Source organism: Desulfocurvus vexinensis DSM 17965 (genome assembly GCF_000519125.1).
In the GTDB taxonomy this organism is placed as follows: Bacteria; Desulfobacterota; Desulfovibrionia; order Desulfovibrionales; family Desulfovibrionaceae; genus Desulfocurvus; species Desulfocurvus vexinensis.
The window spans coordinates 293,872-320,196 of sequence record NZ_JAEX01000001.1 but is presented as its reverse complement, the minus strand read 5'-3'; the positions used below and the strand labels follow the sequence as shown (position 1 = coordinate 320,196).

Sequence of the window (26,325 nt, the reverse complement as noted above, 5' to 3'; positions counted from 1 at the left end):
GCATGCAAAATGCAAACCAGCCCGGCCCGGCGCGGGCCGGGCGCCCGGCCAGGGCCTGCGGCGGCTACGCGGGCAGGTACCTGGCCAGCAGGTCGCGCAGCCGGGCCTGGGTCACGGGGCGCTCGACCGTGGCCGTGAAGCCCGCCTCGAGGCTGAGGCTCACGTCCTGGGGGATGTAGGACAGGGTCATGGCGACGAGCGGCACGGGCCGGGCCCCGCTCTCGCGCTCCCAGGTGCGGATGGAGCGCGCGGCGGAAAATCCGTCCATCACCGGCAGCCGCGTGGCCATGATGACCATGTCGTAGACCTGACGGGTCACCGCGTCCACGCCCTGGCGCCCGTTATGCGCCACATCGAGGGTCACGTCGGTGTGGCGCAGGTGGTACTGGAGCATCATGCGCGTGTTGGCCGAGTCGTCCACCAGCAGGATGGCCGGGCCCGGGCTGCGGCGCGGGCGGTTGGCTGCGGTGCCCATGAGGCACAGGGCGGGGTTCACTCCCTCGCGGAAGGTGTGCCCTTCGAGGATCGCGAAAACGGCCTCGCGCAGCGGCCCTTCCTGTACGGGCAGGGCGAGGCAGGCCCCGGCTCCGGCCTGCCGGGCCTCGGCGGCGCGGGCCTGCGGGTCGTCGCACAGCAGGATCACACTGTAGGCCGGAAAGCCGTCCGTCGCACGCAACTCCTCCAGCAGCCCGGCCTCGCACTGGTCCAGGTCCACGAAAGCCAGGCGGTAGGGCTGGCAGTCGCGGAAGGCGTCCAGCAGCATGGCGCGCGCGGTGGCGCAGTCCTGCGCCGTTTCCGGGCAAGCGCCCCAGGCCCCGAGCAGCGCCACAAGCGCCGTCGTGTCGCGCCCCGAGGCCACCAGCACCCGGCGGCCCTTGAGGGCGGGGTTCACGGTCACGGCGTCGAACTGCGCCGGGGCCAGCTCCTGCCCCGCATACTTCAGGAACAGCTTGGAAGACAGGAACAGGTCGTGCACGTCGGGGTCGATGTGCCTGTCCTTCTTCATGAATCCCAAGATCTTCACCGCCTGGGACAGGGGCATGGGCTTCTTGTAGGGCCGGTCCTTGGCCGTCAGGGCCTCGAAGATGTCGGCCACGGCCATGATCCGCGCCTGGAGCGACAGGTTCGTCTCGTCCAGGCCGTCGGGGTAGCCCGTACCGTCGAGCTTTTCGTGGTGCCCTGCCGCGTATTGCGGCACCCGCGAGAGCTTCTTGGGGAAGGGCAACTCCGAGAGCATCCTGCCGGTGACGCGGGCGTGGTTCTCGATGATCGCCCGCTCGGCGTCGGTGAGCGTGCCCTTGCGGATGCACAGGTTGGCGATCTCGTCGTCGGTCAAAAAGCGCCGGGGCTGGCCGTCCACCTCGAAGGTCCGCTCGCCGATGGCCCGCACGCGCTCGCGGCGCTCGTCGCTCATGAACTCGCCGGGTTCGTTGCAGGAGATGACGAAGGCGCGGTCCTGGAGCAGGGCCTGCAGGCCCTGCTCCAGGGCCTGGTCCTCGTCGTGCAGGGCCCGGGGCGGGGCGCCCGATTCCAGAAGCGCCACCTTGCGCCCCAGGCTCGCCGCGCGCAGGGCCTGGGCCGCGAGGTCGAAGCGCTGGTGGACCAGGTCCACCCGGTCGTAGATGGTCTGGAGCTTGGAGGCCTTGTCCACCACCCATTCCGGGGTGGTGATCTTGCCGATGTCGTGCAGCCAGGCCGAGAGCTTGAGCTCCTCGAGTTCGTCCTCGTTGAAGTGGACGTCCGCGAAGGGACCCTCGTCCATGCTGTTGATATGCCTGGCGATCAGCATGGTGATGTCCACCACGCGGTTGATATGCCCCCCGGTGTAGGGCGATTTTTCCTCGATGGCGTTGGCGATGGTCTTGATGAAGGAATAGAAAAGGTCCTTGAGGTCCTGAATCAGGCGGGTCTTGGTCAGCGCCGCGGCGGCCTGGGAGGCCAGGGAGGCCACCAGCGCCACGCGGTCGTCGGCGAATTCGCCGATGCACCCGCCCCGGGTCACGTCCTGGGCGTTGAGCAGTTGCAGCACGCCGATGACGTCGTTCTCGTGGTTGCGCAGCGGAATGACCAGCATGGACTTGGAACGGTAGCCGGTGGCCTGGTCGTACTTGCGCGGCCCAGTGAAGTCGAATTCCTCCGACTCGTAGACATCGGCAATGTTGACGATGTCGCCGGTGATGGCCACGTGGGAGGACACGTTGGCGTGGTTGGGCGCCCCGTCCACCTGCAGCGGCACCGGGGGCAGCTTGATGGGCACTCCCGAGGTCCCGCCCATGCGGGTCTTCATGGTGTCGTTGTGCAGGATGGCGAAATCCAGGTGCGTGCGCTCGGCGTTCACCAGATACAGGGTGCCCGCGTCGGCGTCGGTGATCTCGCGGGCCTCGTGGACGATCATCTCCAGAAGCCGGTCCACGCTCTCTTCGCCCGAGAGCGCCATGCCGATCTCGGCATATTTGCCCAGATGATAGAGCTGGAAGGCGGACAATTCGGCCTGCGCGGCCCCGGGGCACCCGTGCCCGTCCGCCGTCCGGCCTCTTGCGCCCTTGTCCTGTCCATCCATGCCGTCGCCCTCCTGCCCCGGTCGCCGGACGTTCCGGCGTCAACCTCGCAAGAGTCTTATATCCCAAACCGGGACAAGAGCAAAGGAACAAAGAAAGCGGGCCGGGAGCGAACTCCCGGCCCGTCAGGTCGGCGGATGCGGCATGCTAGAGCTGGCCCAGCGCCTTGCCGAGCTTCACCACCCGGTCGTTGGTGGGGTAGCGGTCGATGAGCCGCCGGTAGATGACCACGGCCTCGTCGCGCTTGTCCTGACCAAGCAGGGCGTAGACAAGGTTGATGTTGCTCACGTAGTCCGTGGCGCGCAGGGCCACGGCGCGTCGGAAGAAGTTCTCCGCGTCGGCGTAGCGCTTCTCCTTGAGGGCCAGGTAGCCCTCCCACTTGTAGGCCGTGGCGCTGTCCTGCTTGCCGATCTCGCGGGACATGGAGTCCAGGATGTCCCTGGACTGCCCGGCGTCGCCCTTGCGCGAGGCCTGGACCAGGGTCCGCTCCAGGGCCAGAACGCTTTCGTTCTTCTTGGCCCGCTGGGCGAAGTGCTGCTCCAGGGCCCGCGAGGGCTTGGACAGGTCGATGGCCGCAGGTTTCTCGGGCTCCGGCTCGCGGTACAGCCGCTGCTGCACGATGGGCGCCTGGGTGGGCGCGGGGGCGAGCTGGGCAACCACCGGCTGCGCGGGCTCGGCAGGCGCGGCGGGGACCTCTTCCACGATCTTTTCGGCAACTGCCTGGCGTTGCTCGGTCTGGAGCGCAGGGTCGTCAGGCAAGGCCAGTTGCTGGACCTCGCGCTGGACGAAGTACAGCCCGGAACCGGCCAGTACGACGAACACCAGCAGGAACAGCAGTCCCCTGAGGAAGAGCTTGCTCATCCTCGGAGCAACCGCTTGAGGCGCCTGGCGGGAATTCCGCTCCGCCTCCTCCCGTTTCAGTTGCTGCAGGCTGCGGTAGATGACGCTCATTGGACCACCTTGATGTTCATGACCACGACCAGTTCGCGGACGGCGTCGGTTTCGACGCGGGTCTTGAAGAGCCACCCCAGGATCGGGATATCGCCGACCACAGGCACGCCGGTGTCCTGCTTGTCGGTGTTCTTGTCGATGAGGCCGCCCAGGATGATGGTGTCGCCATCGTTCAGCCGGGCCGTGGTGACGACGTTCTTCACGTCCACCCGGGGCAGGGTCAGCTTGTCGCCGGCGCTGGTGACTTCCACCAGGGCCAGGCTGGCCTCGTTGACCTCGCTCTTGATGGGGAATATCTGCAGGTCGACCTTGTTGTCGTCGCTGACGTAGGCCACCACGCCGAGCATCACGCCGTCGAAGACCGAGGCCGTGCTGACCGTGAAGGTCACGTTGCCCGAGTCGTCCACGTCGCGCTCGATGCCCGAGACATACTGGCGCGAACTGCCGGCGGTGAAGAGCGCGGGCTGGCCGTGCTTGGCCCGCACGTGCGGGTTGGCCACGACCTTGACGCCGCCGAAGGTCTGCATGGCCTCCAGGGCCGCGTTGAAGGCGTCGTCGCCCTTCTTGAAGCCGGTGATGGTGGCGGCAGTGTTGTCGCCAGCGAAGGTGCGGCCCCCGATGGGCGTAGCCCCGCGCTGCAGCCAGCTCATGGTCGTGGTGGCGTCACCCCAGGCCATGCGCTGGGCCACCCAGGAGAAGTCGATGCCGAAGCGGAACTCGTCGGACAGGCGCACTTCCATGATCCGGGCGTCGATGACCACCTGGCGCGAAAGCTTGGTCTTCAGGTTGTTGAGCATCTGCGCCACGGCCCGCAGCTTGCCGGGGGTGGAGCGCACGTACAGGGCGCCGGTGAGCGGATCCAGGGCGAAGTAGCCCGGGTCCGCAGGCGCCTCGCCCGTGGCGCCCTGTTCGCCGAAGGAACTCTCCTCGGAGAGGATGGAGTCCACGCTCTTGAGGACCTGCCCGTAGATGGACTCGTCCTTGAATTCGCCGCTCAGCTCGTTGCCCACCGCGAAGGTGCCCGAGAGCTGGCCCTGCCCGGACAGCGCGCTGCCGAAGATGTCGCCGCCGCTGGTCGAGGTGACCTGGGCGTTGGTGTTCACGAAGTCGAGGTAGAAGATCTTCTCGGAGAAGCGCGAGACCATCAGGATGTTGTCGCTCACTTCCCAGGCCAGGTCATAGGCGGCCAGGAGCTTTTCCACCACCAGGGCGCTGGAGGCGTCCTCGAAGCTGATGGTCACCCGGTTGTCCAGGCTGATGCCCGGCTCGATGACCAGGTTCAGCCCCGCGTTGCGGGCGACGATATACAGGATGTTGTGGAGGGTCTCCTCCTGGACGCTGATGGAGATGGTCGTCTCGTCCAGGGGGTTGAACTCGGGCAGCACCGGCTCGATGATGCTCTCGTCCACCGCGGCGGCCCGCTCAAGGTGCTGCGACTCCTGGGCGCGCATCTTGATGAACTGCTCGTCTTCCTTCCTGAGTTGCTTGTAGAGCGTATCGTAGTTCAGATCGCTTTCAAGCTGTTTCGTCGCCTTCTGGCAGGACGCCAGGGAAAGCGCCAACACAATGAAACCGATGTAGGCAAAGCTCCTGCGCATGTGTCGCCCCTTTTCCTTCCAGGCTCCCGAAGGGGAGTGGCCCTGTTTGCTTGCGGATGTGGCCATGTCGCCCTCTCGTTATTGCTTCTGTCCGACCTGCTGGAGAATCTGCAATGCCTGGTCCGGAGTGAGATCCGGAGGCAGGTTTTCCAGATTCGCCGCAGGGGCTTGTTCGGCCTGCGCCTCCGGGGCGGCCCCGGCCTCGGCTTCGCCCGAACGGCGTTCACCGGCGGCTTGGGCCGCAGCCCTCTTCAGCTCCACGCGGTACGGCGGCAGCCAGCTGACGCGCTCGGTCTCCTCCCCCCTGGCCAGCGTCACGCCGTCGGCGTCGATGGCTTGCAGCACGCGGCCGTCGGACAACGCCGCCCCTTCGCGGTACACCACCCCGTTCAGGATGGCGTATTTCGCGGGCGGCCCGAGGAACAGGGCGCTCAGGGACAAGGCCGCGAACTGCTGCTTGCCCTCGTCCAGCGCCTCGGGGTCGATGACCACAAGCGAAGGGTCGACCTTCTCGACAGCCCCGTAGTTCGGAATCTTCTGCGTCAAGGCGCCGATGGCCTCCCGGATGGTCGCGGTGACCTCCTCCGGGGGCAGAGCCACCTGCTTGGGCGCCAGCCGCTCCTCGATGCCGGATGGCCGGGGTACGTCGATCCGCTGGTTCGCGTAGAGCCACGAGGCCGTTGCCACAATGACCACGACATAGGCTATCCAGCGGACCAGAATGCTTCTCCTGCCCGGGTGCATTTAGTCCCCCTTCTTTTTCAACGGCCACAGGGCGTTGAGCGAATAGTAGTTGCCTTCCAGCCCCAGGTCGATCTGCTTGGACTGGATCGTGAAACCCTGGCTTTCCAGGCTGCTGACGAACTTCACGAACCCGTGCTGGGCCGTGGAGATATCCATTTCCACCTGTCCTTCCAGGCGCACGATCACGCCCTCGGGCTGGTAGGTGAACTCGAGGCCGTCCACGCGCATGTAGTCGGGCCGCAGGGACGACAGGTAGTTCCACATCTCGCCCAGGGGCGGCGCCAGGGCCGCCAGGCGCAGTTCCGAGGCGGTCTGCACCGCGGCGCCCACGTCCTGGAAGGCCAGGTTCCCCGAGCGGGCCTGGATCTTGGCTTCCAGCTCGCTGTTGGCGGACTGGATGGCCGCCAGCCGGGCTTGGGCGTCGGCCTTGTGCGAGGCCACGTAGCCGTAGCCGACAAACGCCACCAGGGCCATGGCCAGCATGGCCGCCCAGACGTATTTCTCGGCCAACTCCAGGGGCCGCAGCAGGCGTTCCTCGCGCGGGCCGATGACGGCCGCCATGGGCGCGTCCTGCATGGCGTCGGGTAGCGCGGACCAGACCGTCTCCCCACCGTGCTGCAGCCGGTGCACCGGGTAGGGCACCAGGGGGATTTCCACGTCGGGCCGCGGCAGGTTCAAGGTATTGGTCAGGCCCTCGATCCAGTTGATGTGGCTGACCTTCTGCCCCAGGTTCTTTTCCAGGGCCACGATGTCCTGCTCCAGGGCGAAGATGCCCTCGACCAGGGCGTCGCCGTCGTCACCCACCAGGGTGTAGCGGCGCGAGAGGTAGACGTCGCCGTTCTTGCCCGCCACCATGATGATGGCCCCGGGCACATGCAGCGCCAGGACATGAACCCCGCGCCCATGGCGCTTGAGCAGTCCGTAGAGCAGCGACACGGTGTCCAGGACCACGAAGCCCTGGGGGTAGCTCGCGTAGCTTTCGATGGCGCCCACGTGCCGGTCGCGGGGCAGGATCTCGTAGAACACGCTGATCTGCCCGCCCTCGAGCTTGCGCTTGGAGAAGACATTCAGGATGCCCTCGGCGGAAAGCTCCCCGGCCTCCTCGAGCTGCTTGCGGGCCAGGACCTCGGCGTACTTGCTCTCGGTGTTGAGCGTAAGGATGCCCATGCCCGAGGAGTCGGCGTAGTCCATGAGATACTTGAAATACCGCCCGATGCCCCCCACCTCGTCGATGGGCTCCACCCCGCGGGGGGAGAAGAGCAGCTTGCTGCCGTGCATGTTGAAGACAAAGGCCGGGAAGCCCGAGGAGCGCGTGCGCCAGCCCCACTCGGCGGTGTAGTCCGCCCCGGGATCGACGTAGCTCTCCTGGACCAGCTTGGCCCCCGCCGGGGCGGTGGGGCGCAGCTTGGGCCCGCCCTGGGCGGGCGCCGCAGGCGGCGCCACCCGGGTCACGGGCTCTTCCGGCTCCTGCGGCTCGGCTTCGGGCTCCGGCTCGGGCTCGCTCTGGGCTGCGGCATAGGGCTCGGGCTCAGGGGCAGCCCCGGCCTCCTGGGCCTCGATCTCCCAGGACACGTCTTCGAGTTCCAGCTCGGGAACATCCTTCCCCGACGCGGCGGTTCCGGAGGCGTTCAGGGCCTCGTCGTCCGGCGCGGTCGGCTTTTTTCGATCTTCGGTCATGCTTTACCCCGCTTCATATTCGTGAACCGCCGCCCTATTCCGTCGTCCTGGGAATGAGGAACGTACCGCGTATGGTCGTATCGTACTTCTGCACAGGAAGCAGTGCCTCGGTCTGCACGCCCATCTCCGTGACCGGAGCCTCGGCGCCGGGGGTCACGGGCTGGCCGTCCTGGGTCACCACCACCCGGGAAAGGCGAATCGACTCGGGCTTGAAATAGTAGCCCGGGTCTTCCTTGAGGTGGTTGGACGCCAGCACCAGCAGGCGCTCCACATCCTTCCATTCCAGGGTTTTGGACACGGCCAGGGGGAAGCTCGTCCAGTCCCCGGGCTTGAGCTTCACGCTCTGCAGCTCGTTCCACAGGCTGTTGACGATGGCCACCTTGCGCTCTTCCTCGTCGTACCTGCGCGCGATGGTCTCGTAGTCGCCCCGTTCCTGCTGCAACGCAACGAGCTGGTTCTTGGCGACGTTGTATTCGGCCAAGGACTGGAAGAGGAGAACGGCCCCGGCGGCAAAGGCCACACAAACCACAATACTGACAAGCCAACGCATAACAGCTATGCCCCCTTTATCCGAGTTTGCCCATCATGTCGTAGATGGGCAGCATGAGTCCCGCAAAGATCGCGCCGAACATGACGCCCATGATGACCAGCATCAGGGGCTCCAGGGTCTTGCCGAGCACTTCCACCATGCCGTCGAGCTTCTGGCGGTAGATCTCGGCCACATAGCCGGTCTGCTCCTCGATGCGCCCGGTCTGCTCGCCCACGGAGACCATGCGCACCGCGAACGGGTGCAGGGCCTCGGCCTGGCGCATGGAATCCGACAGCGGGTTGCCGTTTTTCACGGAATCCTGGACCAGGATCAGCCGCCCCTTGTAGACGAGGTTCTCGATGGAGTCGGTGATGATCTCCAGGGTGCGCACCACGCCCACGCCCGCGCCCACCAGGATGCCCAGGTATTCAGAAATGCGGGCGTTGGTGGAGAGGTGGATGATATTGTTCAGCACGGGGATGTGCAGCATCACCCAGTCCGTCTGGTAGTGGAACCAGGTGTTCTTGCGCCGCAGGGTGGTGACCAGGAAGATGGCGGCGACAAAGCCCAGGATGCTCCAGCCGAAATAGGCCTGGAACCAGTTGGAGATGTTCATCAGCAGCTGGGTGGGCCAGGGAATGGCCACCTTCATGTCCACGAACAGGGCCAGAATCTTGGGCACGACCACGTAGAACCAGAAGGCGCAGGCCGCCACCACCACCGTGAGGATGAAGGCGGGGTAGACCAGGGCCCGCTTGGTGCCGCTGACGATCTGCTCGATGTGCTCCAGGTGCTTGGCGGACTTCGCGCACATCTTGTCCAGCATGCCGGTCTCTTCACCGATGCGGCACATGTACTGCACCAGCGGGTTGAAGACCTTGGGGTGGCGCGACAGGGCCTCGCCGAAGGTCTGGCCGCTTTCGATGTCGGTGCGCATGAACTTGAGGGTCATCAGGAGCATCGGGTTCTTGATCTCCTGCATGATCTCTTCCATGGCCGAGAGCACGGGCACGCCAGCGCCAAGCAGCATGGCCATGTTGTTGAAGAATTCAGCGAGGTCCGGGCGTTTGACACGCGTGAAGCCCTGGGTCACGACGCGCGTGAGCCAGGACATGAGCGCGCCGAGCTTGTGGATGTCGATCACCACCCCGCCCTGGCGCTCCAGATAGCGGATCGCCGGGGGGTTGTCGGTGAAAGGCAGCTCCACGACGCCCCTGTCGATGCGTCCGTTGGCGGTGAGCAGCTTGAACCTGAAGAATGCCATGGCTGTGGTCCGTGGTTTTCCTGCCGGCGCGGGGCCGGGTTAGTACCGGGTCTTGCCCAGCACGCGCTGGATTTCCTCGACCGAGGTCACGCCCTGCTGGACCTTGATGACCGCCACGTCGTACATGTTGCGGAAGCCCTTGCGCTTGACCATATCCTCGAGCTGGGTCAGCTCGATGTCCTTTTCCATGGCCTGGCGCACCTCGCGGTCCACCACCAGGATCTCGTAGATCAGGGTCCGGCCCATGTAGCCGGTGTGGTTGCAGGCTTCGCAGCCCTCGCCCTTGTACAGGGTGTCCACGTTCACGCCGAGGTACTGCTTCTCCTGGGCGCTGGCATGGTAGGCGACCTTGCAGTAGGGGCAGATGATGCGCACCAGCCGCTGGCTGACCACACCGATGAGGCTTTCGGACAGCATCTGCGTATCCATGCCCAGGCCCTGCAGGCGCGGCAGGGCGCCGATGGCCGTGTTGGCGTGCAGGGTGGAGAGCACCAGGTGGCCGGTGGTGGCGGCGGTGAGCGCCGTGGAGGCCGTCTCCTGGTCACGCATTTCGCCGATGAGGATCACGTCGGGGTCGTGGCGCAGGAAGTGGCGCATGGCGTTGGAGAAATCGTAGCCCGCCGTCTCGTTGACCTGGGTCTGGCGGGCCAGGGGCACCACGTACTCGATGGGGTTTTCCACGGTGAGCACGTTCTTGCCCAAGAGGTCCAGCGAGGTCAGGCCGGCCACCAGCGTGGTGGACTTGCCCGAGCCCGTGGGGCCGGTGAGCAGCAGGATGCCGAAGGGTTCGTCGAAGATCTTCGCCAGGATGGCCACGTCTTCCTGCAGGAAGCCCAGGGCCGGGAAGCTGAAGCTCGCGCGCTCCTGGGAGAGCAGGCGCATGACGATGTTCTCGCCGAACGGGGTGACGATGGACGAGACGCGGATGTCGTAGCGCCGCTCCAGCAGGTTGGCCGTCCAGCGGCCGTCCTGGGGCAGGCGCTGCTCGGCGATGTCCATGCCCGCCTGGAGCTTGATGGCCGTGGACAGGCGCGAGAGCTGCGGCGGCAGGAAGGCCACGTTGACCATCACGCCGTCCACGCGGTAGGCCACGGCGATGCCGTGGGCCATGGGCCGCAGGTGGACGTCCGTGGCGCGCTGCTTCACGGCCAGCAGCAGGATGTAGTTGATGAGCGTGTCGGGGCTCACGGTGCGGCTGGTGTCGGCGGCGATGATGCCGACCTCGCGCTGCATGAGCTTCTCGACGGGGTTGTCGAGGAAATAGAAGAAGTTGTAGATGGAGGACACCACCCGCGACTCTTCGGCCATCACGTAGCGCGGGCGCATGCCCGTGGCGCGCAGGATGAACTGGTCGAGCTTGGGGTCGGGGATGTCGGAGATGGCGGCGACGACTTCGCCGTCCTCGGTCTGGCCGTAGGGGAAGACCCTCTGGGCCAGACAGGCGTTGCGATTGAAGCGCTTGAGGAGCTGGAAATCGGGCTGGACGCTGTCGAGCTTGACGTAGTCGATGCCAAGCTGCTGGGCGACGGTGTAGACGAGGTCGTACTCGGAAACCAGGCCGGTGCGCGTGAGCACCTGGCCGAGTTTCTCCTTGGTCACCCGCTGCACCTGCAAAGCGTAGCGGATGTGCTCGTCGCCGATGTAGCCCTTTTCACGCAGAAGGTCGCCGATACGAATTGGAGCAGCCATGTGGTCCACCTAACTTCGGAATTACGCCGAAGCAGGTCGCGCCTGGTGCGTCCTTCGGTGGCCCGGCCGTCTGCGAGAGACCCGTTGGCTTTCCGTCCCCCCTTCGCAGAGGGTTTGGCGTTTCGGGAACGTTCCTGTCCGCGTCAACCTTGCTTCGACATGACGTTCAACCAGAAAACAGTTTCCGGGTCGGGCCACATGGTGCGCTTGAGCTGCATATCCTTCTGGAAGCTGTTGATCGCGCGCCACGTCACCGGGCCAACCATGCCATCGTCCGGACCCCAGTAGTACCCCAGCCGCTTGAGCAGCTTTTGCAGTGCGAGGATGTTCTCGTTACGGTAGCCGTAGTAGAAATCCTGCACCACGAAGGGCGGTTGCCAGAGCACCAGCCACGACGGGTTTCCGCCAACTGCATCTTGCCAGGGGAGTGCCGTGAATACGACCGGACCTTCGCTGGGCAGTCTGTCCACCTGCAACAGCTGCACCCCCCCAGGCAACACCTTCTCGAACAGTACCAGCTCGCGCCTCTGCAAGGCTGTGGCCAGATCCCCCGCCTTGTCCTCCAGCCCGAAGGGCTTGAGGAAGGCCAGCATCTCCTGCGTGGGGGCCGCGACCGCTGCTGAGCTTCCTGTATTAGTCAAGTCTGTCTCAGGTTTGGAAATTCCTGTCAAGGAGTTATTTCCCTGTGCCGCGTCTGCATAATCCGCCGCGCCGCTCTGCGGCGCTGCATTTTCCGCGACGGTGACTTTTTGTGATGCTGTTGAAGTCACTGCGGCGTCGGCTGCGGGAGACGGTGTGTTGCTGTTGTCCGCGCCAGGCGCAGCATCGGCGGTTGCAGTGGGCTGCGGCTGTGAGGGCGCGTCCTGCGCGGCGTCGCGGGCGAGATACGAGCCGACCGCCAGGGCCAGGGGGCTTCTGGCCCCATCCTGACCGGGAACCCACGGCGCCACCAGCGCCGCGAACACCACGAGCACCGCCGCGGCGGCGCCCAGGCGCACGAATTTGCGCCGCCGGGCGGCCAGCCGCGCGGCCACGTCGATCTGGCAGGAGGCGATCTCGTCCACCGCCGCGCGCAGCACGCGCACGGAAAGCTCCTGCTCGCCGAAGGCCAGGGCCGCGTAGAGGCTGCGCTCCATGATCAGGTTGATCATGCGCGTGTTGCCCTCGGTGGCCAGGTGCAGCAGCTTGAGCGGGGCCTTGGCGATGCGCAACTGTGACCCGGCGGCAGCCAGCTTGAAATTCACGTAGCGCCCGGTCTCCTCGGCATTGAAGGCCCGCAGTTCGCGGTAGATGGTGATACGGCTGCGCAGCTGGCGCAGCTTGGGCTCGTCCATGCGCTCCTTGAGCTCGGGCTGGCCCACCAGCAGGATCTGCACCAGCTTGCGCCCGCTGACCTCCAGGTTGGAGAGCATGCGCAGGGCCTCCATGGCCGGCAGGGAGAGGTTGTGGGCCTCGTCCACGATGATGGCGCAGTTGCGCTCGGCAGCGTTCTGCTCCACCAGGAAGCCCTGGAGCAGCTCCACCAGCTGGGCCACGTTGGCCTCGCGCGGCGCCTCCAGCCCGAAGTCGCGGGCGATGGCGTGCAGCAGCTCCTCCTTGTTGAGCATGGTGTTGAATATCCAGGAGGTGACCAGCTGTTCGCCCTCAAGGCGGCGCAGGAGTTGATAGAGCAGCGACGTCTTGCCCACGCCGACCTCGCCGCACAGCACCAGGAAGCCCTTGCGCGACAAGATGCCGAAGGCCAGCTCGTCGAGGATCTGCTTGGTGATCTCGGTGTGGAAATAGCCGGGCGTATCGGCGGCCATGGAGAACGGGTTGTGCTTGAGGCCAAGCACGTCGAAGACATCATTGGTCAAGGCGTACTCCTTGTGTTCCAGGTCCCGCATTCCATACCGTCATTCGCCGCCCATGACAATATATTCCGCCATGCAACAGTGGCGTCTGAAATCCCGGCCCGGCGCAGGGGCGGACCGGGATTTCGCAAGGGCAAAACAAGAGACCCGGCCAGGCCGGGTCTCTTGTTGGTTGTTCAAGCCGTGCGGACCTAGAAGTCCAGCACGATGGCGACGTCCTCACCGCGAGCGAGCGTCGCATCGCCCCACTGGATGGGCGTCACGGCGGCGTTCACGGCGTAGTCAGCCCCACCGTTGCCCGTCGTCTGGGCGGCGGTGCGCTGACGCAGGTTCACGAAAGAGCCGTTGGTACCGTCGGCCAGGCCGTCGATGGCCGTATCCAGGCCGATGGCGACATCAGTGGGCACGTTGTACAGCACGACACAGTTGCGGCGCTGGATATTGCCGCTGCCCATGGTCAGGGTCAGGCTCACCAGGTCGGCCATAACGGTCAGGGTACCGGCGTACTCGCCCTCGACCAGGGTGACGAACAGGTTCTTCGTCGGAGTGCCAGCGGCTTCTTCACATCCAGCCAGAGTGCTCTGGGAGGTGTGGGTGAAGTCGGTGGTGATCTTGCTCTTGATCATCCCGCAAACGGTAATGCCGACGCTGTCCAGCACGTCTTCGATCGTGTCGGCGTTGACACCGGCCTCGCCGTCCATGAATCCGTTCGGATCCCCAGCTCCGGCACCGTTAAGGATGCCATCGTTGAGTTGCCGACCGGTCTTGTCGTAGTAGGTCTGCGCAACGGTCTGCCACTTCTGGGCGAACTGCTGCGAGAACTGCTTGACCTGCGACCCGCGAACGATGTCGCGGCCCTTCATGACGCCGGCGAGGATGATGCCGATGATGACCAGCACGATCGCCATTTCGATCAGCGTGAAGCCTCTTGCCTGTTTCTCGAAACGCATGTTCCTTCCTCCTTGGGTGGAAATTCCTGGAAAATCGTTAGGCAACCCGGCCATCTCCGAGAGACCCGTAGGCTTTCCGTCCCCGCCTCGCGGCAAGTTTGGCTTTGCTAACCGTCACGCTATGAGAATTGATGTATTTCTACCCCAACCACCGCGGCCCGTCAATACACCATTGTTCATTTCACCATCATCTGCATGAAAAAGACACATGGCGACGGCAAGAGCCTGTGCCGCGCGCCGTTTTCACATCCAACCAAGAATGCTGGAGACCTTCGCGTCGCCCGGCACGGTGGCGTCCAGCTTGAGCACCCGGGCCCGGTAGTGCACGCCCTCGGTCCATGCCGCGTCCGGTCCGGCCTGCGGCAGGGCCAGGATGTCCAGGCGGATCACGGACCAGCCCTGGTACTCCGGGCGGACCTCAAGCACCCGCCCCCCGGCCACGGGGCGCACCCCCGTGCCGCGCCCCGCCCCGCTGGACAGCAAAACGTCGAAGGGTACCTCGGACGCGTCCAGCAGCGCCTTGTCGGCCTGCCAGCCCCAGGACCCCAGGCCCACCAACAGGTCCACCTCCGGGCGCAGTTCCCGGGCGGCGCGCAGCACCGCCTCCACGGCCTCGGGGGCCGCCGGGGCGTGCAGCCCCTGGCCCGCGGGCAGTACGACCACCCCCACCCGCAGCCCGCCTGCGTCCAGGCGCCGGACCCGGGGCTCCGGGGCGGGCGGCAGCCAGGCCGGGCCGGGGTTGGCCCCGGCGCCGCGCAGCCAGTCGAAATCGCGCGCGGACAAAAGCCCCAGGTCGTAACCCATGTGCGCGTAGGCCTGGGCCAGGGCCCGGGCCACATCCGCCCCGGGCAGCTCGGCGCGGAAGGGTGTGAACTCGTAGCCTCCGGCCACGGCCAGCACCCGCCCACCGCCCTGCGCGCGCACCTGCGCCAGGACCGTGCTGCGCCGGTCCAGCCCGCCGTGGGCTGTGCCGCCGCAGACCGCGCAGGGCCGGAACTGGCCCTCGGTGTTGCCGGTGAACAACAGCGTCAGCAGGGGCGCGGGGCCCTGGGGCGCGTCCGGCTCCGCCCCCCGGGCCTCGCCCAGCAAGAAGAAGAGCGCGCACAGGACCAGGGCCGAAACGGCAACGCGCCGCCCCCGGGCGGCGCGGCGAAGCCATGCATTACCTATGTACATGATATGGACTGGTGGTCATGGTTGCAGGCCGAGAGGAAGAGTGCCGAAAGGCTTCAGAAAAGTTCCAGGGCGATGAAGCAGTCCACCCGGTCGTCATCGCGCGCGGCGATGATGATGGAACCGGAGTCGCCCCGGGCGTTGTCGAACTTGCGGTCCAGGGCCAGGGCCTCCAGGCGCTCCAGGCCCTCCAGCTTGAAGAAGTGCCCCGTCGCCAGGGGCTGGCCCTCGGCGCGCAGCTCGGCGAAATACAGCACGACCCTGCGGCCCCGCACCAGCTGGGGCAGGTCGGGCATCACCCCGGAGGTGCGCAGGTCGTCGAAGACGAGGTCGGCCTCGCCCAACTCTTTTTCGATGCGCCCGTTCCGGTTGCCGTGCGGGTAGTCGCCGGGCAGCTTGCCGGTCTGGTCCTCGTAGAGCCGCACGGCGGTGCGCAGCCGCTCCACCTGGTTCCAGGTGTACAGGGCGTTGGACCATGTGTAGGGCGTGATGTCGGGGTAGGGCGAGGAGTCGTCGGTGGAGGAAACCAGCAGCACCAGCCCCAGGAGGATCAGCGAAAGAAACCCCAGAGCCACGCTGAACTCCAGGAACGTGAACCCGGCGGCCCGCGCCGCCCCGCCCCTACGCCGCGTCTGGTGCTTCACAACCGCTGTCTGCATACGCCTGGATGCCTCGTGTCAGTGCCGTGTCCGTGATTCCGTATTGTCCTGCAACCTACGGACAAACCGGACAAATGGCAAGCGCTGTTGCACGGGGCGGGGCCGATTCCCCCAAAGGCCCACCAGTTGGGATGTTTTCATGGATCACCCCTATTTTCCGGTCGTATTGCTTTTTTCCCCGAAAGTGGTCATTATCACAACATCACAAAAACAGGCAGGACAACACGCACAATGAAAAACAGCACACCCGGCACGCCCCTTCCGGACGCAGGCGCCGGGCGGCCCCCCCGGCGGGGCCGCGCGGGCTTTACGCTCATCGAGTTGTCCGTGGTCATCGTCATCATCGGCATCATCCTGGGCGCTGGCACCCTGGGCTGGAACGCCGTGACCCAGGGCCGCCGCCTGGCCGAGGCCAAGACCAACCTGCTTGAAGTGCGCGACTGCCTGCTGCGCCGGATGTACTACAACAACACCTATCCGTCCTACACCGGCGACACCACCCCCGGCAGCGCCGCGGACAACCTGGATTGCGTGGTCGGCGGCCGCTTCGATACCCCCGCCATGGACGTGGACGCCTGCCTGTGCGGCGTGCTCGACCCCTGGGGCCGCAACGTCTACCTCATCGAGGGCGTGGCCGAGGCCGCCGGGGGCGGCTTCGAACCCCTGGGCCAGGACGGCAAGAACATCGCCGCCGTGGCCCACCAGGGCGTCAACGGCACCACCCCCGACAAGGACGCCTCGCGGATCATCGACATGAACGGCAACGAGGTGAACTACGTGGTCTTCGTGCTGGTCAGCGCCGGGCCCGACGGGCTGCTGGACGACTCGTCCTACCGCGACCTGTTCTCCGGCGGCGCCCTGGCCGCGCCCATGGATACCGCCAACCCGCCGGACTTCGACCGCCAGACGCCCCCGGACTACAGCGTCGCGTGGACGATCCAGGGCGACGACGACATCTACGTGTACATGACGGCTCCCGAACTGCGCACGCTCCTGGCGCAGTAGCGGGCGCCCGCCGCGCCGGGCGGGCGAACCAGACAACCAGAAGAGGGGACACCGTGAAATCCCGCAGCGCATATCGAGCGTTCACGCTCATCGAAATGGCCATCGTGCTGATCATCATCGGCCTGCTCATAGGCCTGGTGGCGCCCATCGTCACCGACATGGTCAAACGCGAGAAATCCTCGGGCGCCAAGGCCTACGTCGAGCAGGTCAAGAACGAGATCATCGGCTTCGCGCTCATCAACAAGCGCCTGCCCACCAGCGCGGAGCTGGGCACCCGGGTGGACCCCTACGGCAACACCCTGGCCTACCACGCCCCCTCTTCGCTGACCTCCACCGACTTCTGCTCCACCACGCCCGCGTCCAGCTCCCTCTACGAGGTGGGCGAGGTGCAGCCCGACGGGACCACCACGACCTACGCGGAAATCGCCTTCGTCCTGTCCAGCGCCGGGCGCAACCTGAACGAGGAGTACGCGGTCGCGGGTACGGACGTGACCACCTACGACCCCCGGGCCTGGACCAACCACGGCTCCCCGACGCCCTCGCAGCCCGAATACGACGACATCGTGGCCTACGTGTCCTACAACTACCTGCGCAGCAAGGTCTGCACCAACAGCGGCTCTTCCTTCAACCCGCCCGGGTCCGACGTGTCCTTCTCCAAGAACATCGCCGACTTCGCCGGGGCCAGCCAGGGCGGGGCCAGCACCAGCGCCGACCCGCACTCCGCCGGCGGCGGCACGGTGACGGTCAACGTCTCCACGGGCACCATCGAGCTGGCCTCGACCTCCAATTCGCCCAGCGCGGCGTGCGTGTGGTACCAGGGCGACAGCGCGGCGGGCAACTGCTCGGACGCCAACGCGGGCGACGGACGCGGCAACGGCGTGTGCGACTGGGGGGGCGGCGTGCGCGCCTACTTCACCTTCCAGCTCGACAGCGAGGCCGCCAACCAGCCCCGGGGCTACGGCGGCGGCTTCACCTTCGCCCTGGTGGACGGCAACAACGGCCCGCAGTCGTGCGGCGCCGCCTCGGGCAGCGACAGCTGGCTGGGCTACAGCGAGGTCGTGGGCGACCTGGGCGCCGACGGCGGCGTCTCCGCGCCCAAGATGGCCGTGGAGGTGGACACCTTCGCCGACGGCAGCAAGTGCGACCCCGGCTACAACCACTCCGCCCTGGTCTACTGGACCGGCGACGCCCACAGCAACAAGCACGGCGAGGACATCCCCACGGCCACGGCCACCGGCGTGAGCGTCGCGCCCAGCACCGTCGGCTCGTCCCGGCCCTTCAACCCGACCCTGGACGCGGCCTCCATCGCCGCCGACATCGCCGACACCCACACCAACACCTACGCCGCCTGCCAGGACGACCTCGCCCCCGCCGGGCCCAAGAACATCGCGGGCTTCGCCAACGCCACCGGCGCCGGGCCCAACAAGCGCAACTGGCTCGAGGACGGCCTGGGCAAGAACGTGCGCATGGAAGTCTACGCCAACCCCGCCGCGCCGGGCTGGTACAACGCCACCGTGTGGATGGACTGCTCCAACTGCGCGGACCTGACCCAGCAGTGGGAAGGCAACGCCTCGCACGACGGCAACGGCAAGAAGATCCACCACGTGCTGCACGCCAGCCCCAACACCTGGCCCACCATCCGTTTCGGCTGGACCATGAGCGCCGACGCCACGGCCACGGGCCAGACCATCACCCTGTCCAATTTCGGCCTCAAGTTCCTGTAGGTAGCCCGGAGTCGCATACCGACCAGCAGGCCATATCTTCACACTCCGGCGCGCTCCATCCTCCAGCCTCGCTGCCATCCCCGGGCGCGCCAACCGACCGGAGCCCCCATGTCGCACCGCACCCGCGCATTCACCCTCGTCGAGATGGCGCTCGTGCTCATTCTGTTCGGCGTCTTGCTGGGCACCACCCTGCCCCGGCTGCTCTCGGACATCAAGACCGACGCCGCGAAGAAGAACAAGAATTCCGTGGCCGAGGCCCGCGAGGAGATCACCGGCTACGTGCTGGCGAACAAGAAGCTCCCCGAGGCGGCCATCGACGGCACCCGGACCGTGGCCCCCACGCAGATCAAGGCCCGCATCGACGCCTCGGGCCAGCCCATCGTCTACATCCTGCCCAACGTCAACGCCACGGGCGGAGCCCTGTGGGAGGACGACATCTGCGTGTTCGGCGACACCGGCCTGTCCGTGACCGGGCCGGGCGGCACCACGGACAATGTGGCCTTCGTCGTCGCCAGCCCGGGGCAGAACCACGCCCTGGACCTGGTGGTGGCCCCGCCCATGGTCCCCGGCGTGCAGGGCGCGGCCAGGACCGTGACCATGAAGGCTTTCGGCGCCGACAGCGACGCCAACCCCGGGCTGGAATTCGACGACATCGTGGAGTTCGTGACCCTGGACTACCTGCAAGCCAAGTTCGATTGCTCGGACTACACGCCCGAGCCTCCGGGCAGCCCCCTGTCCACCCTGCCCATGGACGACATGACCGACACCAACCTGAGCTTCGGCAGCGGCGCGTCCATCGTCTCCAGCGCGACCGCCGGGGGCGGCATGGGCAACGTGCTCTCCGTGGACGGTACCGCCAGCGGCGCCGTCACCGTGCTCAACTCGGCGGACTACCGCCTGGACGAGTTCACCATCATGGGCTGGTTCAAGACCCGCGACGCCACCGTGGGCGACTACGAGCCCATCATCAGCCGCCAGTGGGACGCCAACGCCAACCCGCACAACCATCGCAACTTCTGGGTCGTCACCTGGGCCAACAACACCGACCAGAGCCACTTCCCCGGTGAAGCCGTCTTCAAGGCCAGCCGCAACATCGGCACGGCGGAGCCGCACTTCAACGTGGACACCGATGCCCAGACCCGCGTGGCCGCCCCCCGCCACCACGACGCCAACTGGCACTTCTTCGCCGTGACCATGCAGGACACCGTCAGCCCCAAGGACGTGAACAACCCCCACCGGGCCACGGTGTTCGTCAGCGAGAACATCGCCCAGGACCTGCACAAGACCGCCAACGCGGTGACCACCAACCGCCTGCTCAACCGGGGCCCGGCCCTGGGCCCGGCCACCGGGGCTGGCGTCTATACCATGTACATCGGCAAGGAAGACCGCACCTCGCGCTACTTCGACGGCTACATCGACGAGATCGTCATCTACAATTACGCGCTCACCGACGACGAGATCGGCTCGTGGTACAACGCCACGCGCGGCTACTACTGAGCGGATTGCGAACCAGCCCCGGGCGCCGCAGGCTTCAATAAGCCTGCGGCGCCTTGCTTTTTCCAAGGCCGCCGCACTTTCCCCACCCGCGCGAGCCTCCTCGCGCCACGTCTCGCATTCGGCGATGAAATGGTGTACATTGGGCCCATCCTTCGCGGCGGCCGCAGGCAGACGGCACGCCGCGCGGATGCGCACGGACAACGACAGCCCCGCCCCCGGGGCAAGGAGTGCCCCATGAAACGTCCGCCCAAGGCCTTCACCCTCGTCGAGATGGCCCTGATCCTGCTGCTTTTCGGCGTTCTGCTGGCCACTGTCCTGCCCCGGCTGCTCTCGGACATCAAGACCGACAAGACCCGGGAGGGCAAGGCCTCCGTCAGCGAGGCCCGCGAGGAGCTCATCGGCTACGCCCTGGTGAACACCATGCTCCCGGCGGCGGACGTCACCGGGACCGTGCCCGCCGTGCCGGGCAGCATCAAGGCCCGGCAAGACACCTGGGGCCAGGGGCTGACCTACGTGCTGCCAAACGCCAACGCCACGGGCCAGACCCTGGCCGACACCAGCCTGTGCGACTTCGACGGCACCACCCTCTCCTACACCGACCCCGCGGGCAAGACCACGGTGGACGTGGCCTTCATCGTCGCCAGCAAGGGTCTGAACGCCATGAACGACCTGGCTGGCATCGGCACGGGCACGGTGACCGCCCGGTCCTTCGGTGCCGACAGCGCCGTCAACGCGGGCCTGGAGTTCGACGACGTCGCGGAGTTCGTGACCCTGGATTACATCAAGAGCCGGATGGACTGCTCGGGCTCCGGGCCCGGGCCCGGGCCCGGCCCGGGCTCCGGCTCGGACATCGCCTTCGCCAACGGCATGGACGATTTCGACGTCGCCGGGGTGGCCAACCCGCCCGGGCAGACCGGCCCCAACCCCGTGGTGGTCATCGACGACGGCGCCCTGACCGTGGCCCTGGGCGGGGTCAACAACAACGACGCCGGTTGCCTGTGGTACCAGGGCACGGACGCCGCCCTGGGCTGCGCCGCCGGGGCCTGCACCCTGAACTACGGCTTCCGGGCCTTCTTCACCGTGCGCTTCTCGCAAACCGACACCAGCGCGGACAGCTCCGCCGCCCGCAGCGGCATCACCTTCGCCATCATCGACGCCCTGGCCAACGACTCCCAGGCCTGCGGCTCCACCGCCGACTACCTCGGCTACGGCTCCCAGGGCGCGCGGACCATCAGCGCCGAGAGCATGGCCCTGGAACTGGATGTGTACTCCAACGGGGTCAGCGGTCCGGCGCCCCAGCGCGTGGACTCCAACATGGCCTACAACCACGCGGCCCTGGTCTTCTGGGACAGTTCGAGCGACTCCTCCGTGCGCCACGTGGACGTGAACGGCGGACTGGCGGGCGATTTCAACCCCGCGTATCCCAGCACGGCCATCGCCATGCCCTCCACCAGCCGCAGCCCCAACTGGCTGGAGAACGGCGCCTCGCACAACGTGCGCATCGAGGTCTACCGCAACGCCGGGGCTGGCGCGGCGGGCGGCACGTTCAACGCCACGGCCTGGATCGACTGCCTGAGCTGCGACGACCTGACCCTGCCCTACGCCACCCAGGCCGGGGACGTGGTGGTGCAGCTCAACGCCACCGTGGGCACCAACTCCACCTCGTCCCCGCCGTATACCGGCAGCTTCGACACCTTCCGCTTCGGCTGGACCGTGGGCACCCCCGGCGGCAGCTCCCAGCTGGCGACCATCTCCGACTTCGCCATCAAGCTGCTGCCCGGCGCGCCCGCCCACGCCTACTGAGGCAGGCGCACCCCGACAACGCGACACGGCCCGGGAGGTTCGCCTCCCGGGCCGTGTGCCGTTTCATGCCCCCGGGGCCTCAACCGCCGCAGCAGCCGCCCGCGCTGCGCCCCGCAAGCCCCAGCCCCCGCAGCCAGGACTGGATGATCAGCGTGGCGCAGCCCGTGCCGGGCGAAACGCGCACCGCCCCGGGGGCGCAGTTGCGCGCACAGGCCCCGCATTCGATGCAGGCGTCGCGGTCGCGCAGCACGGCCCTGCCGCCCTCCAGGGCGAAGACCCGGTGCGGGCAGACCGTGACGCACATGCCGCAGCCCACGCAGGCCGCCGCGTCCAGCTCCAGGCTGACCACCCCCGGCAGGTAGCGGAACTCCTTCATTGCCCACCTCCCGGCCCGGCAAAGGCCGCCGCGATCCAGGCCGCCGCGCCCAGCAGCACCGCCCCGGCCTGGAGCGGCAGCGCCACGCGCATCTCCCGTTCCACGCCCGAGGGCGAGGTGTAGGGCGTCGAGCCCGTGAAGTTCATGCCCGTGTACGAGCCCAGGGCCGTGGCCCACAGCGCGAGCCCGGCCCCGCCCAGGGCCCCCGCCCCGGCCCACAGCGCCAGCGCCAGCCCGCAGGCCGCCCCGGCCACGGCGCCCTTGAAGGCCAGGGCCCGTCCGGGCAGCCAGGGCAGCGCCAGCGGCGTGAGCCCCGCCCCGGCCAGCACCCCCGCCGCGCAGGCCGCCGCCGCCAGCACGCCGCGCCGCCAGGCCGCGTCGAACGAGAACCAGCCCGGCCCCAGCCCCGAGAGCAGCGCCGCCGCCAGCAGCACCCAGGGCGCCATGCGCCCGAGCAGCCAGAACTCCACAGGCACCAGCACCGCGCGCTCGGCCAGGGTGAAGGTCACTGTGCGCTCGGCCTCGGACACCTCGCCCCCGCGCTCCAGCCAGGGCCGCAAATCCTCGGCGCGCACCGGGCCGAAGCGCACCGCGAACCCGCTGCGCCTGCGCACCTCGCGCGCGCAGACCCCCGGCGCGCCGAGCTGCGGCACGATGACCACGCGGTGCGTGACCACCGTGTCCAGCCCCGCCGCGCCGATGCGGCGCACCAGTTCCTCGGTGCCGAAGGTGCCCTTGCCCGCCGCGCACCACACGTTGATGCCGTGGGTGTCCAGCACCAGCAGCCAGGCGTCCGCGCCCTCCAGGGCCGCGCGCACGGCGTCGAAACTCAGCTTGTAGTTGGCCGTGACCACCACCGGCGACCCCGGGCCCGCATGGCCCACGGCGTAGAGCCCCGGCACGACCTTGTAGTCGTCGCGCACGGCGCCCAGGCGCGCCAGGGCCGTGCCCAGCCCGTCGCGGGCACCCAGGCGGGTGTCCACGCGCGGCACGGCCCCCGCCGCCGTGGGCAGGAAGCCGAGCACGAAGGGCTCGCGCCGGAAGCCCGGCCGGTCTTCGAGTCCGAACCCGGACTCGGTCTTCGGCCCTCAACAGGGCGCGTCGTCGCGCGCGGGGCTCGCGGGCGCCCCGGGCAGGGGCCGGGCCGCCGCGCGCCCGTCCATCCCGGGTTGCGCGCAGCCGCAGGCGTCCGCCCCGGGTTGCGCACAGCCGCCCGCGTCCGCCCCGGAGTGCGCACAACCGCACGTGTCCTGCATCCGTTCCAGCTTCATGGCTCGTCCTTCGCCTTTGCCCCGCGCTCCAGGGCCGTGGCCAGTTGCACGAAGCGCGCAAGGCGCCCCGCGTCCAGGCAGTAGCAGGTGCGCGGGCCCTCGATCTCGCCCTGCACCAGCCCGCACTCCTTGAGAATCTTCAAATGCTGGCTCACCGTGGACTGCGCCAGGGGCATGATCTCCACGATCTCGCCGCAGATGCAGCGCCCCGCGCGGGCCAGATGGTCCACGATGCGCACCCGCGCCGGGTGGGCCAGGGCCTTGCACAGCAGGGCCAGCTCCCCGGCGTCCGCGCACTCGCGCTCCCGCCCGGGCTCCGTTTCGGGCGAGCCTTGCCGCCGCGTGTCGTCGCTCATGTCACCCCTCCGCCGCTGCCCGCCGCGCCCGGGGTCCGGAACGGCTCCGAACCGGGCTGATCGCGTTTCATCGTTCATCGACGATTAACGAACTTCCGCGGCGCCGTCAAGCGGCCCGGGACGGCACGCGAAGGCGCGCGGCCCACGCGCGGCCCGGAAACGGAAAAACGCCTCACCCGGCACACCCTGCCACTCCCGCCCGGACCTGCCCCCCGCCGCCGGAGGACGCCCACGCCCGCACGCCGCAGCCGGGCGGCCGCCATGGGATGGCCAGCCCCCACGCCCAAGCCCGCGCCGCCGGAGAGGGGCGCCGCTCCCCCCGGGCCTGCCCGCGCCCTGGCCGGAGGGCTCCCCACTTCCGCGCCCACGCCTTGCGCCGGCGGGGAAAGGCCCGGGGGTTAGCCCCCCTTCCGCGCCCGCGCCCCTGTCAGCACTTGTGCATCCCACGTAAAGCGCACAATGGACCACCCCACTCCCGCGCCCATGCAAAGGGCCCGGCCAGCAACTGGCCGGGCCCCGAGAGCACAGGGAAACCGGGTCGCCCTTACGCGGGCTGCTCGGCCTCGGCGGGGGCCGCCGGGGCCACGGGCGCCGCAGGCGCCTTGGCGTTGAGGGCCACCTCCTGCGGGAACACAGGCAGGTAGCGGTACGCCAGGGAGGTCACGATGAAGCCGTAGGCGATGACCATCACCGACGGGCCCCACTCCGCCCAGTTCGGCACGTAGAGGTACCACTTGTCGAAGGGCATGACCGGGATGGCCAGGGCCTGCACCGTGAACACGTAGCGGTTGATGGTCACGCCCACGCACGACAGGATCGCGCCGGTGTAGAGCAGCGCGGGGATGTTCCTGAACGCGGAGACCATCAGCAGGACGGCCGGCACGACGCCGCACAGGCCGATCTCGATCCACAGCAGGCTGACGCCGTAGCCCAGGTCGCTGTTGAACATCTGGTCCCACGTCAGGCCGGAACGCGGCAGCACGTCCGTGGCCCAGGCCCAGGTGTCCAGGATCTTCAGGAAGACGTACAGGGTCAGCATGGTGCCAGCGATCTTGCACATCAGGCGCTTGACGTTCCAGTCCACCAGCTTCTTGCCCGTGAGCAGCTCCATGAGCTTGACCACCAGCACGGAGAAGCACGGGCCGGAGCCCACGGCGGAGAGCACGAACAGGAAGAACGTCCACGGCCAGATGAAGAAGCCGTCACGCAGCACGTAGGGCCGCCCGAAGAGCACGCCGTACATGCCGCCCAGGGAGCCCTGGTGGAAGGTGGACAGGAACGCGCCGATGCCCGCGATGAGCGGCATCACGTAGTGGAAGTTGTGCGCGATGTTGTGCAGCAGCGGAATCTGGTTCAGCTTGCGGTTCTCAAGGATGTTCGGGATGAACTCCAGGGTCAGCACCATGAGGTAGCAGGTGATGCAGAACATCACTTCCGTCAGCATGGAGTGGACGTTGGGGTGCCAGAAGCCGAACCAGGAGCGCAGCGGCTGGCCCACGTCCAGGGCCAGGATCAGCATGGCGCCGGAGTAGCACAAAAAGCCGATGATGACCGTCAGGTTGACGATCTTCTCCAGCTCCTTGATGTCCAGGATGTACTTGAGCAAGCCGGTGAAGAAGGCCCCTGCGCCCAGGGCGATGACCGCCAGGTCGAAGGTGATCCACAAGCCGAACCCGAAGTAGTTGTCCAGCGCGGTGCGCGCCAGGCCGTCCGGGAACAGGATCATGATGGCCTCGTAGGCACCCAGGGCGAACACCACCCCGCACACGCCGAGCCACAGCAGGAATTTGCCGAGCGAGCAGCGCTCGACTCCCTCAGGCCACAGTGCTCTATCCATGGTGAGCCCCTCCCTCGTTCACTTGGGCTTTTTCATTGGCCAGGTAGTTGTCGCCCTGCAGGCGGACCCAGGCGCGCTTGCTCATGTAATAGACCTGCGGGTCGGTGCCCAGGCGCGCCAGCAGCCGGAAGGTGTGCGGGCTGCGGGCCAGCTCGTAGACGGCGTGCTCGGGGTTCTTCACGTCGCCGAAAGTGATGGCGCCCGTGGGGCACACCTCGGCGCACGCGGGCATGTAGGCGCCGTCGGCCAGCTTTTCGGGGTCTTCCCCGGCCACGCGGGCGGCGTCCTTGGCGTACATCAGGCGATGGTGGCAGAACGAGCATTTCTCCACCACGCCGCGCGAACGCACCGACGTATGCGGGGTGAGCTGCTTCTCCATGCCCTCGGGCCACACGGGCTGGTCCCAGTTGAACACGCGGGCGTGGTAGGGGCACGAGGCCATGCAATACCGGCAGCCGAAGCAGCGCGGGTAGATCTGGCTCACGATGCCGCCGTTCTCGTTCTTGTCGGTGGCGATGGCCGGGCAGACCGACACGCACGAGGGCACGCCGCACTGCATGCAGGGCCGGGGCAGGTAGGCCGTGTCGCCGCCGTCGGTCAGCTCATAGATGGTCAGCCACTCGATCTTCTTGAAACGGGTGGGGAAGCCCTTGGCCTCGATGCGCCGCAGCTGGTTGTCCTGGGGCGCGATGTTGTTTTCCTTGTTGCAGGCCACGACACACGCGCCGCAGCCCGTGCATTTGTCGATGTCGATGACCATGCCCCATCTGATCGGGAAGTCTTGGAAAGTGGACATATTGCGTACCTCTTC

General features: G+C 67.5%; 21 protein-coding genes and 2 riboswitches. Of the genes, 4 read left to right on the top strand and 17 right to left on the bottom strand.

The genetic code is table 11. From position 1 onward, the window contains the following. Positions 1–64 precede the first annotated feature (64 nt). The 12 genes from G495_RS20785 to G495_RS0101365 all read right to left on the bottom strand — a co-directional run bounded on the left by G495_RS20785 (position 65) and on the right by G495_RS0101365 (position 15,645). Positions 65–2,560: an HD domain-containing phosphohydrolase gene (locus G495_RS20785; RefSeq protein WP_084457716.1), complete on the bottom strand. Its 2,496-nt coding sequence runs from the start codon at positions 2,558–2,560 to the stop codon at positions 65–67. 145 nt (positions 2,561–2,705) lie between these two features. After that, entirely contained in the window at positions 2,706–3,419 is a 714-nt protein-coding gene (locus G495_RS0101415) for a tetratricopeptide repeat protein (protein ID WP_028586348.1), read from the bottom strand. Between the two features lie 86 nt (positions 3,420–3,505). Continuing rightward, positions 3,506–5,107: a hypothetical protein gene (locus G495_RS0101410; RefSeq protein ID WP_028586347.1), complete on the bottom strand. Its 1,602-nt coding sequence runs from the start codon at positions 5,105–5,107 to the stop codon at positions 3,506–3,508. Between the two features lie 78 nt (positions 5,108–5,185). Then, positions 5,186–5,851, bottom strand: a complete 666-nt coding sequence (locus G495_RS20065) for a SctD/MshK family protein (protein WP_028586346.1) — start codon at positions 5,849–5,851, stop codon at positions 5,186–5,188. After that, the gene (locus G495_RS0101400) at positions 5,852–7,528 is read right to left on the bottom strand and encodes a hypothetical protein (protein WP_028586345.1); all 1,677 of its coding nucleotides are present in this window, start codon (positions 7,526–7,528) and stop codon (positions 5,852–5,854) included. It lies immediately after the preceding gene. Positions 7,529–7,562: 34 nt separating this feature from the next. Next, complete coding sequence (locus tag G495_RS0101395) at positions 7,563–8,009, bottom strand: hypothetical protein (RefSeq protein ID WP_156939538.1); 447 nt, start codon at positions 8,007–8,009, stop codon at positions 7,563–7,565. An 85-nt stretch (positions 8,010–8,094) separates the two neighbouring features. Continuing rightward, complete coding sequence (locus G495_RS0101390; protein WP_028586343.1) at positions 8,095–9,321, bottom strand: type II secretion system F family protein; 1,227 nt, start codon at positions 9,319–9,321, stop codon at positions 8,095–8,097. 39 nt (positions 9,322–9,360) lie between these two features. Next, positions 9,361–11,010: a GspE/PulE family protein gene (locus G495_RS0101385; protein WP_035250669.1), complete on the bottom strand. Its 1,650-nt coding sequence runs from the start codon at positions 11,008–11,010 to the stop codon at positions 9,361–9,363. A 53-nt stretch (positions 11,011–11,063) separates the two neighbouring features. Next, a riboswitch (cyclic di-GMP riboswitch) is annotated at positions 11,064–11,139 on the bottom strand. Positions 11,140–11,153: 14 nt separating this feature from the next. Next, the gene (locus tag G495_RS20060) at positions 11,154–12,896 is read right to left on the bottom strand and encodes an ExeA family protein (protein ID WP_051444947.1); all 1,743 of its coding nucleotides are present in this window, start codon (positions 12,894–12,896) and stop codon (positions 11,154–11,156) included. A gap of 158 nt (positions 12,897–13,054) precedes the next feature. Beyond that, a complete protein-coding gene (locus tag G495_RS20055; protein ID WP_028586341.1) occupies positions 13,055–13,813 on the bottom strand; it encodes a prepilin-type N-terminal cleavage/methylation domain-containing protein in 759 nt (252 codons plus the stop codon). A 37-nt stretch (positions 13,814–13,850) separates the two neighbouring features. Continuing rightward, positions 13,851–13,926, bottom strand: a riboswitch (cyclic di-GMP riboswitch). A gap of 130 nt (positions 13,927–14,056) precedes the next feature. Beyond that, positions 14,057–14,989 carry a UshA-like (seleno)protein family 2 gene (locus G495_RS0101370; RefSeq protein ID WP_028586340.1) on the bottom strand — a complete coding sequence of 311 codons (933 nt, stop codon included), beginning with the start codon at positions 14,987–14,989 and terminating at the stop codon, positions 14,057–14,059. A 53-nt stretch (positions 14,990–15,042) separates the two neighbouring features. After that, complete coding sequence (locus tag G495_RS0101365) at positions 15,043–15,645, bottom strand: hypothetical protein (protein ID WP_028586339.1); 603 nt, start codon at positions 15,643–15,645, stop codon at positions 15,043–15,045. A 231-nt stretch (positions 15,646–15,876) separates the two neighbouring features. Between G495_RS0101365 and G495_RS0101360 the strand changes: the two genes are divergently transcribed. The 4 genes from G495_RS0101360 (at position 15,877) to G495_RS0101345 (ending at position 21,674) form a co-directional block, all read left to right on the top strand. Beyond that, the gene (locus G495_RS0101360; RefSeq protein ID WP_028586338.1) at positions 15,877–16,650 is read left to right on the top strand and encodes a prepilin-type N-terminal cleavage/methylation domain-containing protein; all 774 of its coding nucleotides are present in this window, start codon (positions 15,877–15,879) and stop codon (positions 16,648–16,650) included. 53 nt (positions 16,651–16,703) lie between these two features. Further along, positions 16,704–18,374: a prepilin-type N-terminal cleavage/methylation domain-containing protein gene (locus G495_RS22155; RefSeq protein WP_211234117.1), complete on the top strand. Its 1,671-nt coding sequence runs from the start codon at positions 16,704–16,706 to the stop codon at positions 18,372–18,374. Positions 18,375–18,482: 108 nt separating this feature from the next. Beyond that, entirely contained in the window at positions 18,483–19,871 is a 1,389-nt protein-coding gene (locus tag G495_RS0101350) for a LamG-like jellyroll fold domain-containing protein (protein ID WP_028586336.1), read from the top strand. Positions 19,872–20,105: 234 nt separating this feature from the next. After that, complete coding sequence (locus tag G495_RS0101345) at positions 20,106–21,674, top strand: hypothetical protein (RefSeq protein WP_028586335.1); 1,569 nt, start codon at positions 20,106–20,108, stop codon at positions 21,672–21,674. 79 nt (positions 21,675–21,753) lie between these two features. On the opposite strand, the gene hgcB is transcribed toward G495_RS0101345, so the two are convergent. From hgcB to G495_RS0101315, 5 genes are all read right to left on the bottom strand, one after another. Further along, positions 21,754–22,050 carry a mercury methylation ferredoxin HgcB gene (hgcB, locus tag G495_RS0101340; RefSeq protein WP_028586334.1) on the bottom strand — a complete coding sequence of 99 codons (297 nt, stop codon included), beginning with the start codon at positions 22,048–22,050 and terminating at the stop codon, positions 21,754–21,756. Continuing rightward, positions 22,047–23,213, bottom strand: coding sequence for a mercury methylation corrinoid protein HgcA (gene hgcA / locus G495_RS0101335; protein WP_252989022.1), 1,167 nt, complete (start codon positions 23,211–23,213; stop codon positions 22,047–22,049). The genes hgcB and hgcA overlap by 4 nt, the downstream gene beginning before the upstream one ends. A gap of 104 nt (positions 23,214–23,317) precedes the next feature. Continuing rightward, positions 23,318–23,677, bottom strand: a complete 360-nt coding sequence (locus tag G495_RS16965) for an ArsR/SmtB family transcription factor (RefSeq protein ID WP_084457711.1) — start codon at positions 23,675–23,677, stop codon at positions 23,318–23,320. 544 nt (positions 23,678–24,221) lie between these two features. Further along, entirely contained in the window at positions 24,222–25,514 is a 1,293-nt protein-coding gene (gene qrcD / locus G495_RS16960; protein ID WP_051444945.1) for a menaquinone reductase integral membrane subunit QrcD, read from the bottom strand. Continuing rightward, positions 25,507–26,310, bottom strand: coding sequence for a 4Fe-4S dicluster domain-containing protein (locus G495_RS0101315; RefSeq protein WP_028586331.1), 804 nt, complete (start codon positions 26,308–26,310; stop codon positions 25,507–25,509). Before G495_RS0101315 ends, qrcD begins: the two co-directional genes overlap by 8 nt. Positions 26,311–26,325 lie beyond the last annotated feature (15 nt).

What these genes read in the sequence shown, in the direction of transcription:
- G495_RS20785 (WP_084457716.1), bottom strand. Translation starts at nt 2,560, where the DNA reads ATGGATGGACAGGACAAGGGCGCAAGAGGCCGGACGGCGGACGGGCAC.
- G495_RS0101415 (WP_028586348.1), bottom strand. Translation starts at nt 3,419, where the DNA reads ATGAGCAAGCTCTTCCTCAGGGGACTGCTGTTCCTGCTGGTGTTCGTC.
- G495_RS0101410 (WP_028586347.1), bottom strand. Translation starts at nt 5,107, where the DNA reads ATGCGCAGGAGCTTTGCCTACATCGGTTTCATTGTGTTGGCGCTTTCC.
- G495_RS20065 (WP_028586346.1), bottom strand. Translation starts at nt 5,851, where the DNA reads ATGCACCCGGGCAGGAGAAGCATTCTGGTCCGCTGGATAGCCTATGTC.
- G495_RS0101400 (WP_028586345.1), bottom strand. Translation starts at nt 7,528, where the DNA reads ATGACCGAAGATCGAAAAAAGCCGACCGCGCCGGACGACGAGGCCCTG.
- G495_RS0101390 (WP_028586343.1), bottom strand. Translation starts at nt 9,321, where the DNA reads ATGGCATTCTTCAGGTTCAAGCTGCTCACCGCCAACGGACGCATCGAC.
- G495_RS0101385 (WP_035250669.1), bottom strand. Translation starts at nt 11,010, where the DNA reads ATGGCTGCTCCAATTCGTATCGGCGACCTTCTGCGTGAAAAGGGCTAC.
- G495_RS20060 (WP_051444947.1), bottom strand. Translation starts at nt 12,896, where the DNA reads ATGCGGGACCTGGAACACAAGGAGTACGCCTTGACCAATGATGTCTTC.
- G495_RS20055 (WP_028586341.1), bottom strand. Translation starts at nt 13,813, where the DNA reads ATGCGTTTCGAGAAACAGGCAAGAGGCTTCACGCTGATCGAAATGGCG.
- G495_RS0101370 (WP_028586340.1), bottom strand. Translation starts at nt 14,989, where the DNA reads ATGTACATAGGTAATGCATGGCTTCGCCGCGCCGCCCGGGGGCGGCGC.
- G495_RS0101365 (WP_028586339.1), bottom strand. Translation starts at nt 15,645, where the DNA reads ATGCAGACAGCGGTTGTGAAGCACCAGACGCGGCGTAGGGGCGGGGCG.
- G495_RS0101360 (WP_028586338.1), top strand. Translation starts at nt 15,877, where the DNA reads ATGAAAAACAGCACACCCGGCACGCCCCTTCCGGACGCAGGCGCCGGG.
- G495_RS0101350 (WP_028586336.1), top strand. Translation starts at nt 18,483, where the DNA reads ATGTCGCACCGCACCCGCGCATTCACCCTCGTCGAGATGGCGCTCGTG.
- G495_RS0101345 (WP_028586335.1), top strand. Translation starts at nt 20,106, where the DNA reads ATGAAACGTCCGCCCAAGGCCTTCACCCTCGTCGAGATGGCCCTGATC.
- hgcB (WP_028586334.1), bottom strand. Translation starts at nt 22,050, where the DNA reads ATGAAGGAGTTCCGCTACCTGCCGGGGGTGGTCAGCCTGGAGCTGGAC.
- G495_RS16965 (WP_084457711.1), bottom strand. Translation starts at nt 23,677, where the DNA reads ATGAGCGACGACACGCGGCGGCAAGGCTCGCCCGAAACGGAGCCCGGG.
- qrcD (WP_051444945.1), bottom strand. Translation starts at nt 25,514, where the DNA reads ATGGATAGAGCACTGTGGCCTGAGGGAGTCGAGCGCTGCTCGCTCGGC.
- G495_RS0101315 (WP_028586331.1), bottom strand. Translation starts at nt 26,310, where the DNA reads ATGTCCACTTTCCAAGACTTCCCGATCAGATGGGGCATGGTCATCGAC.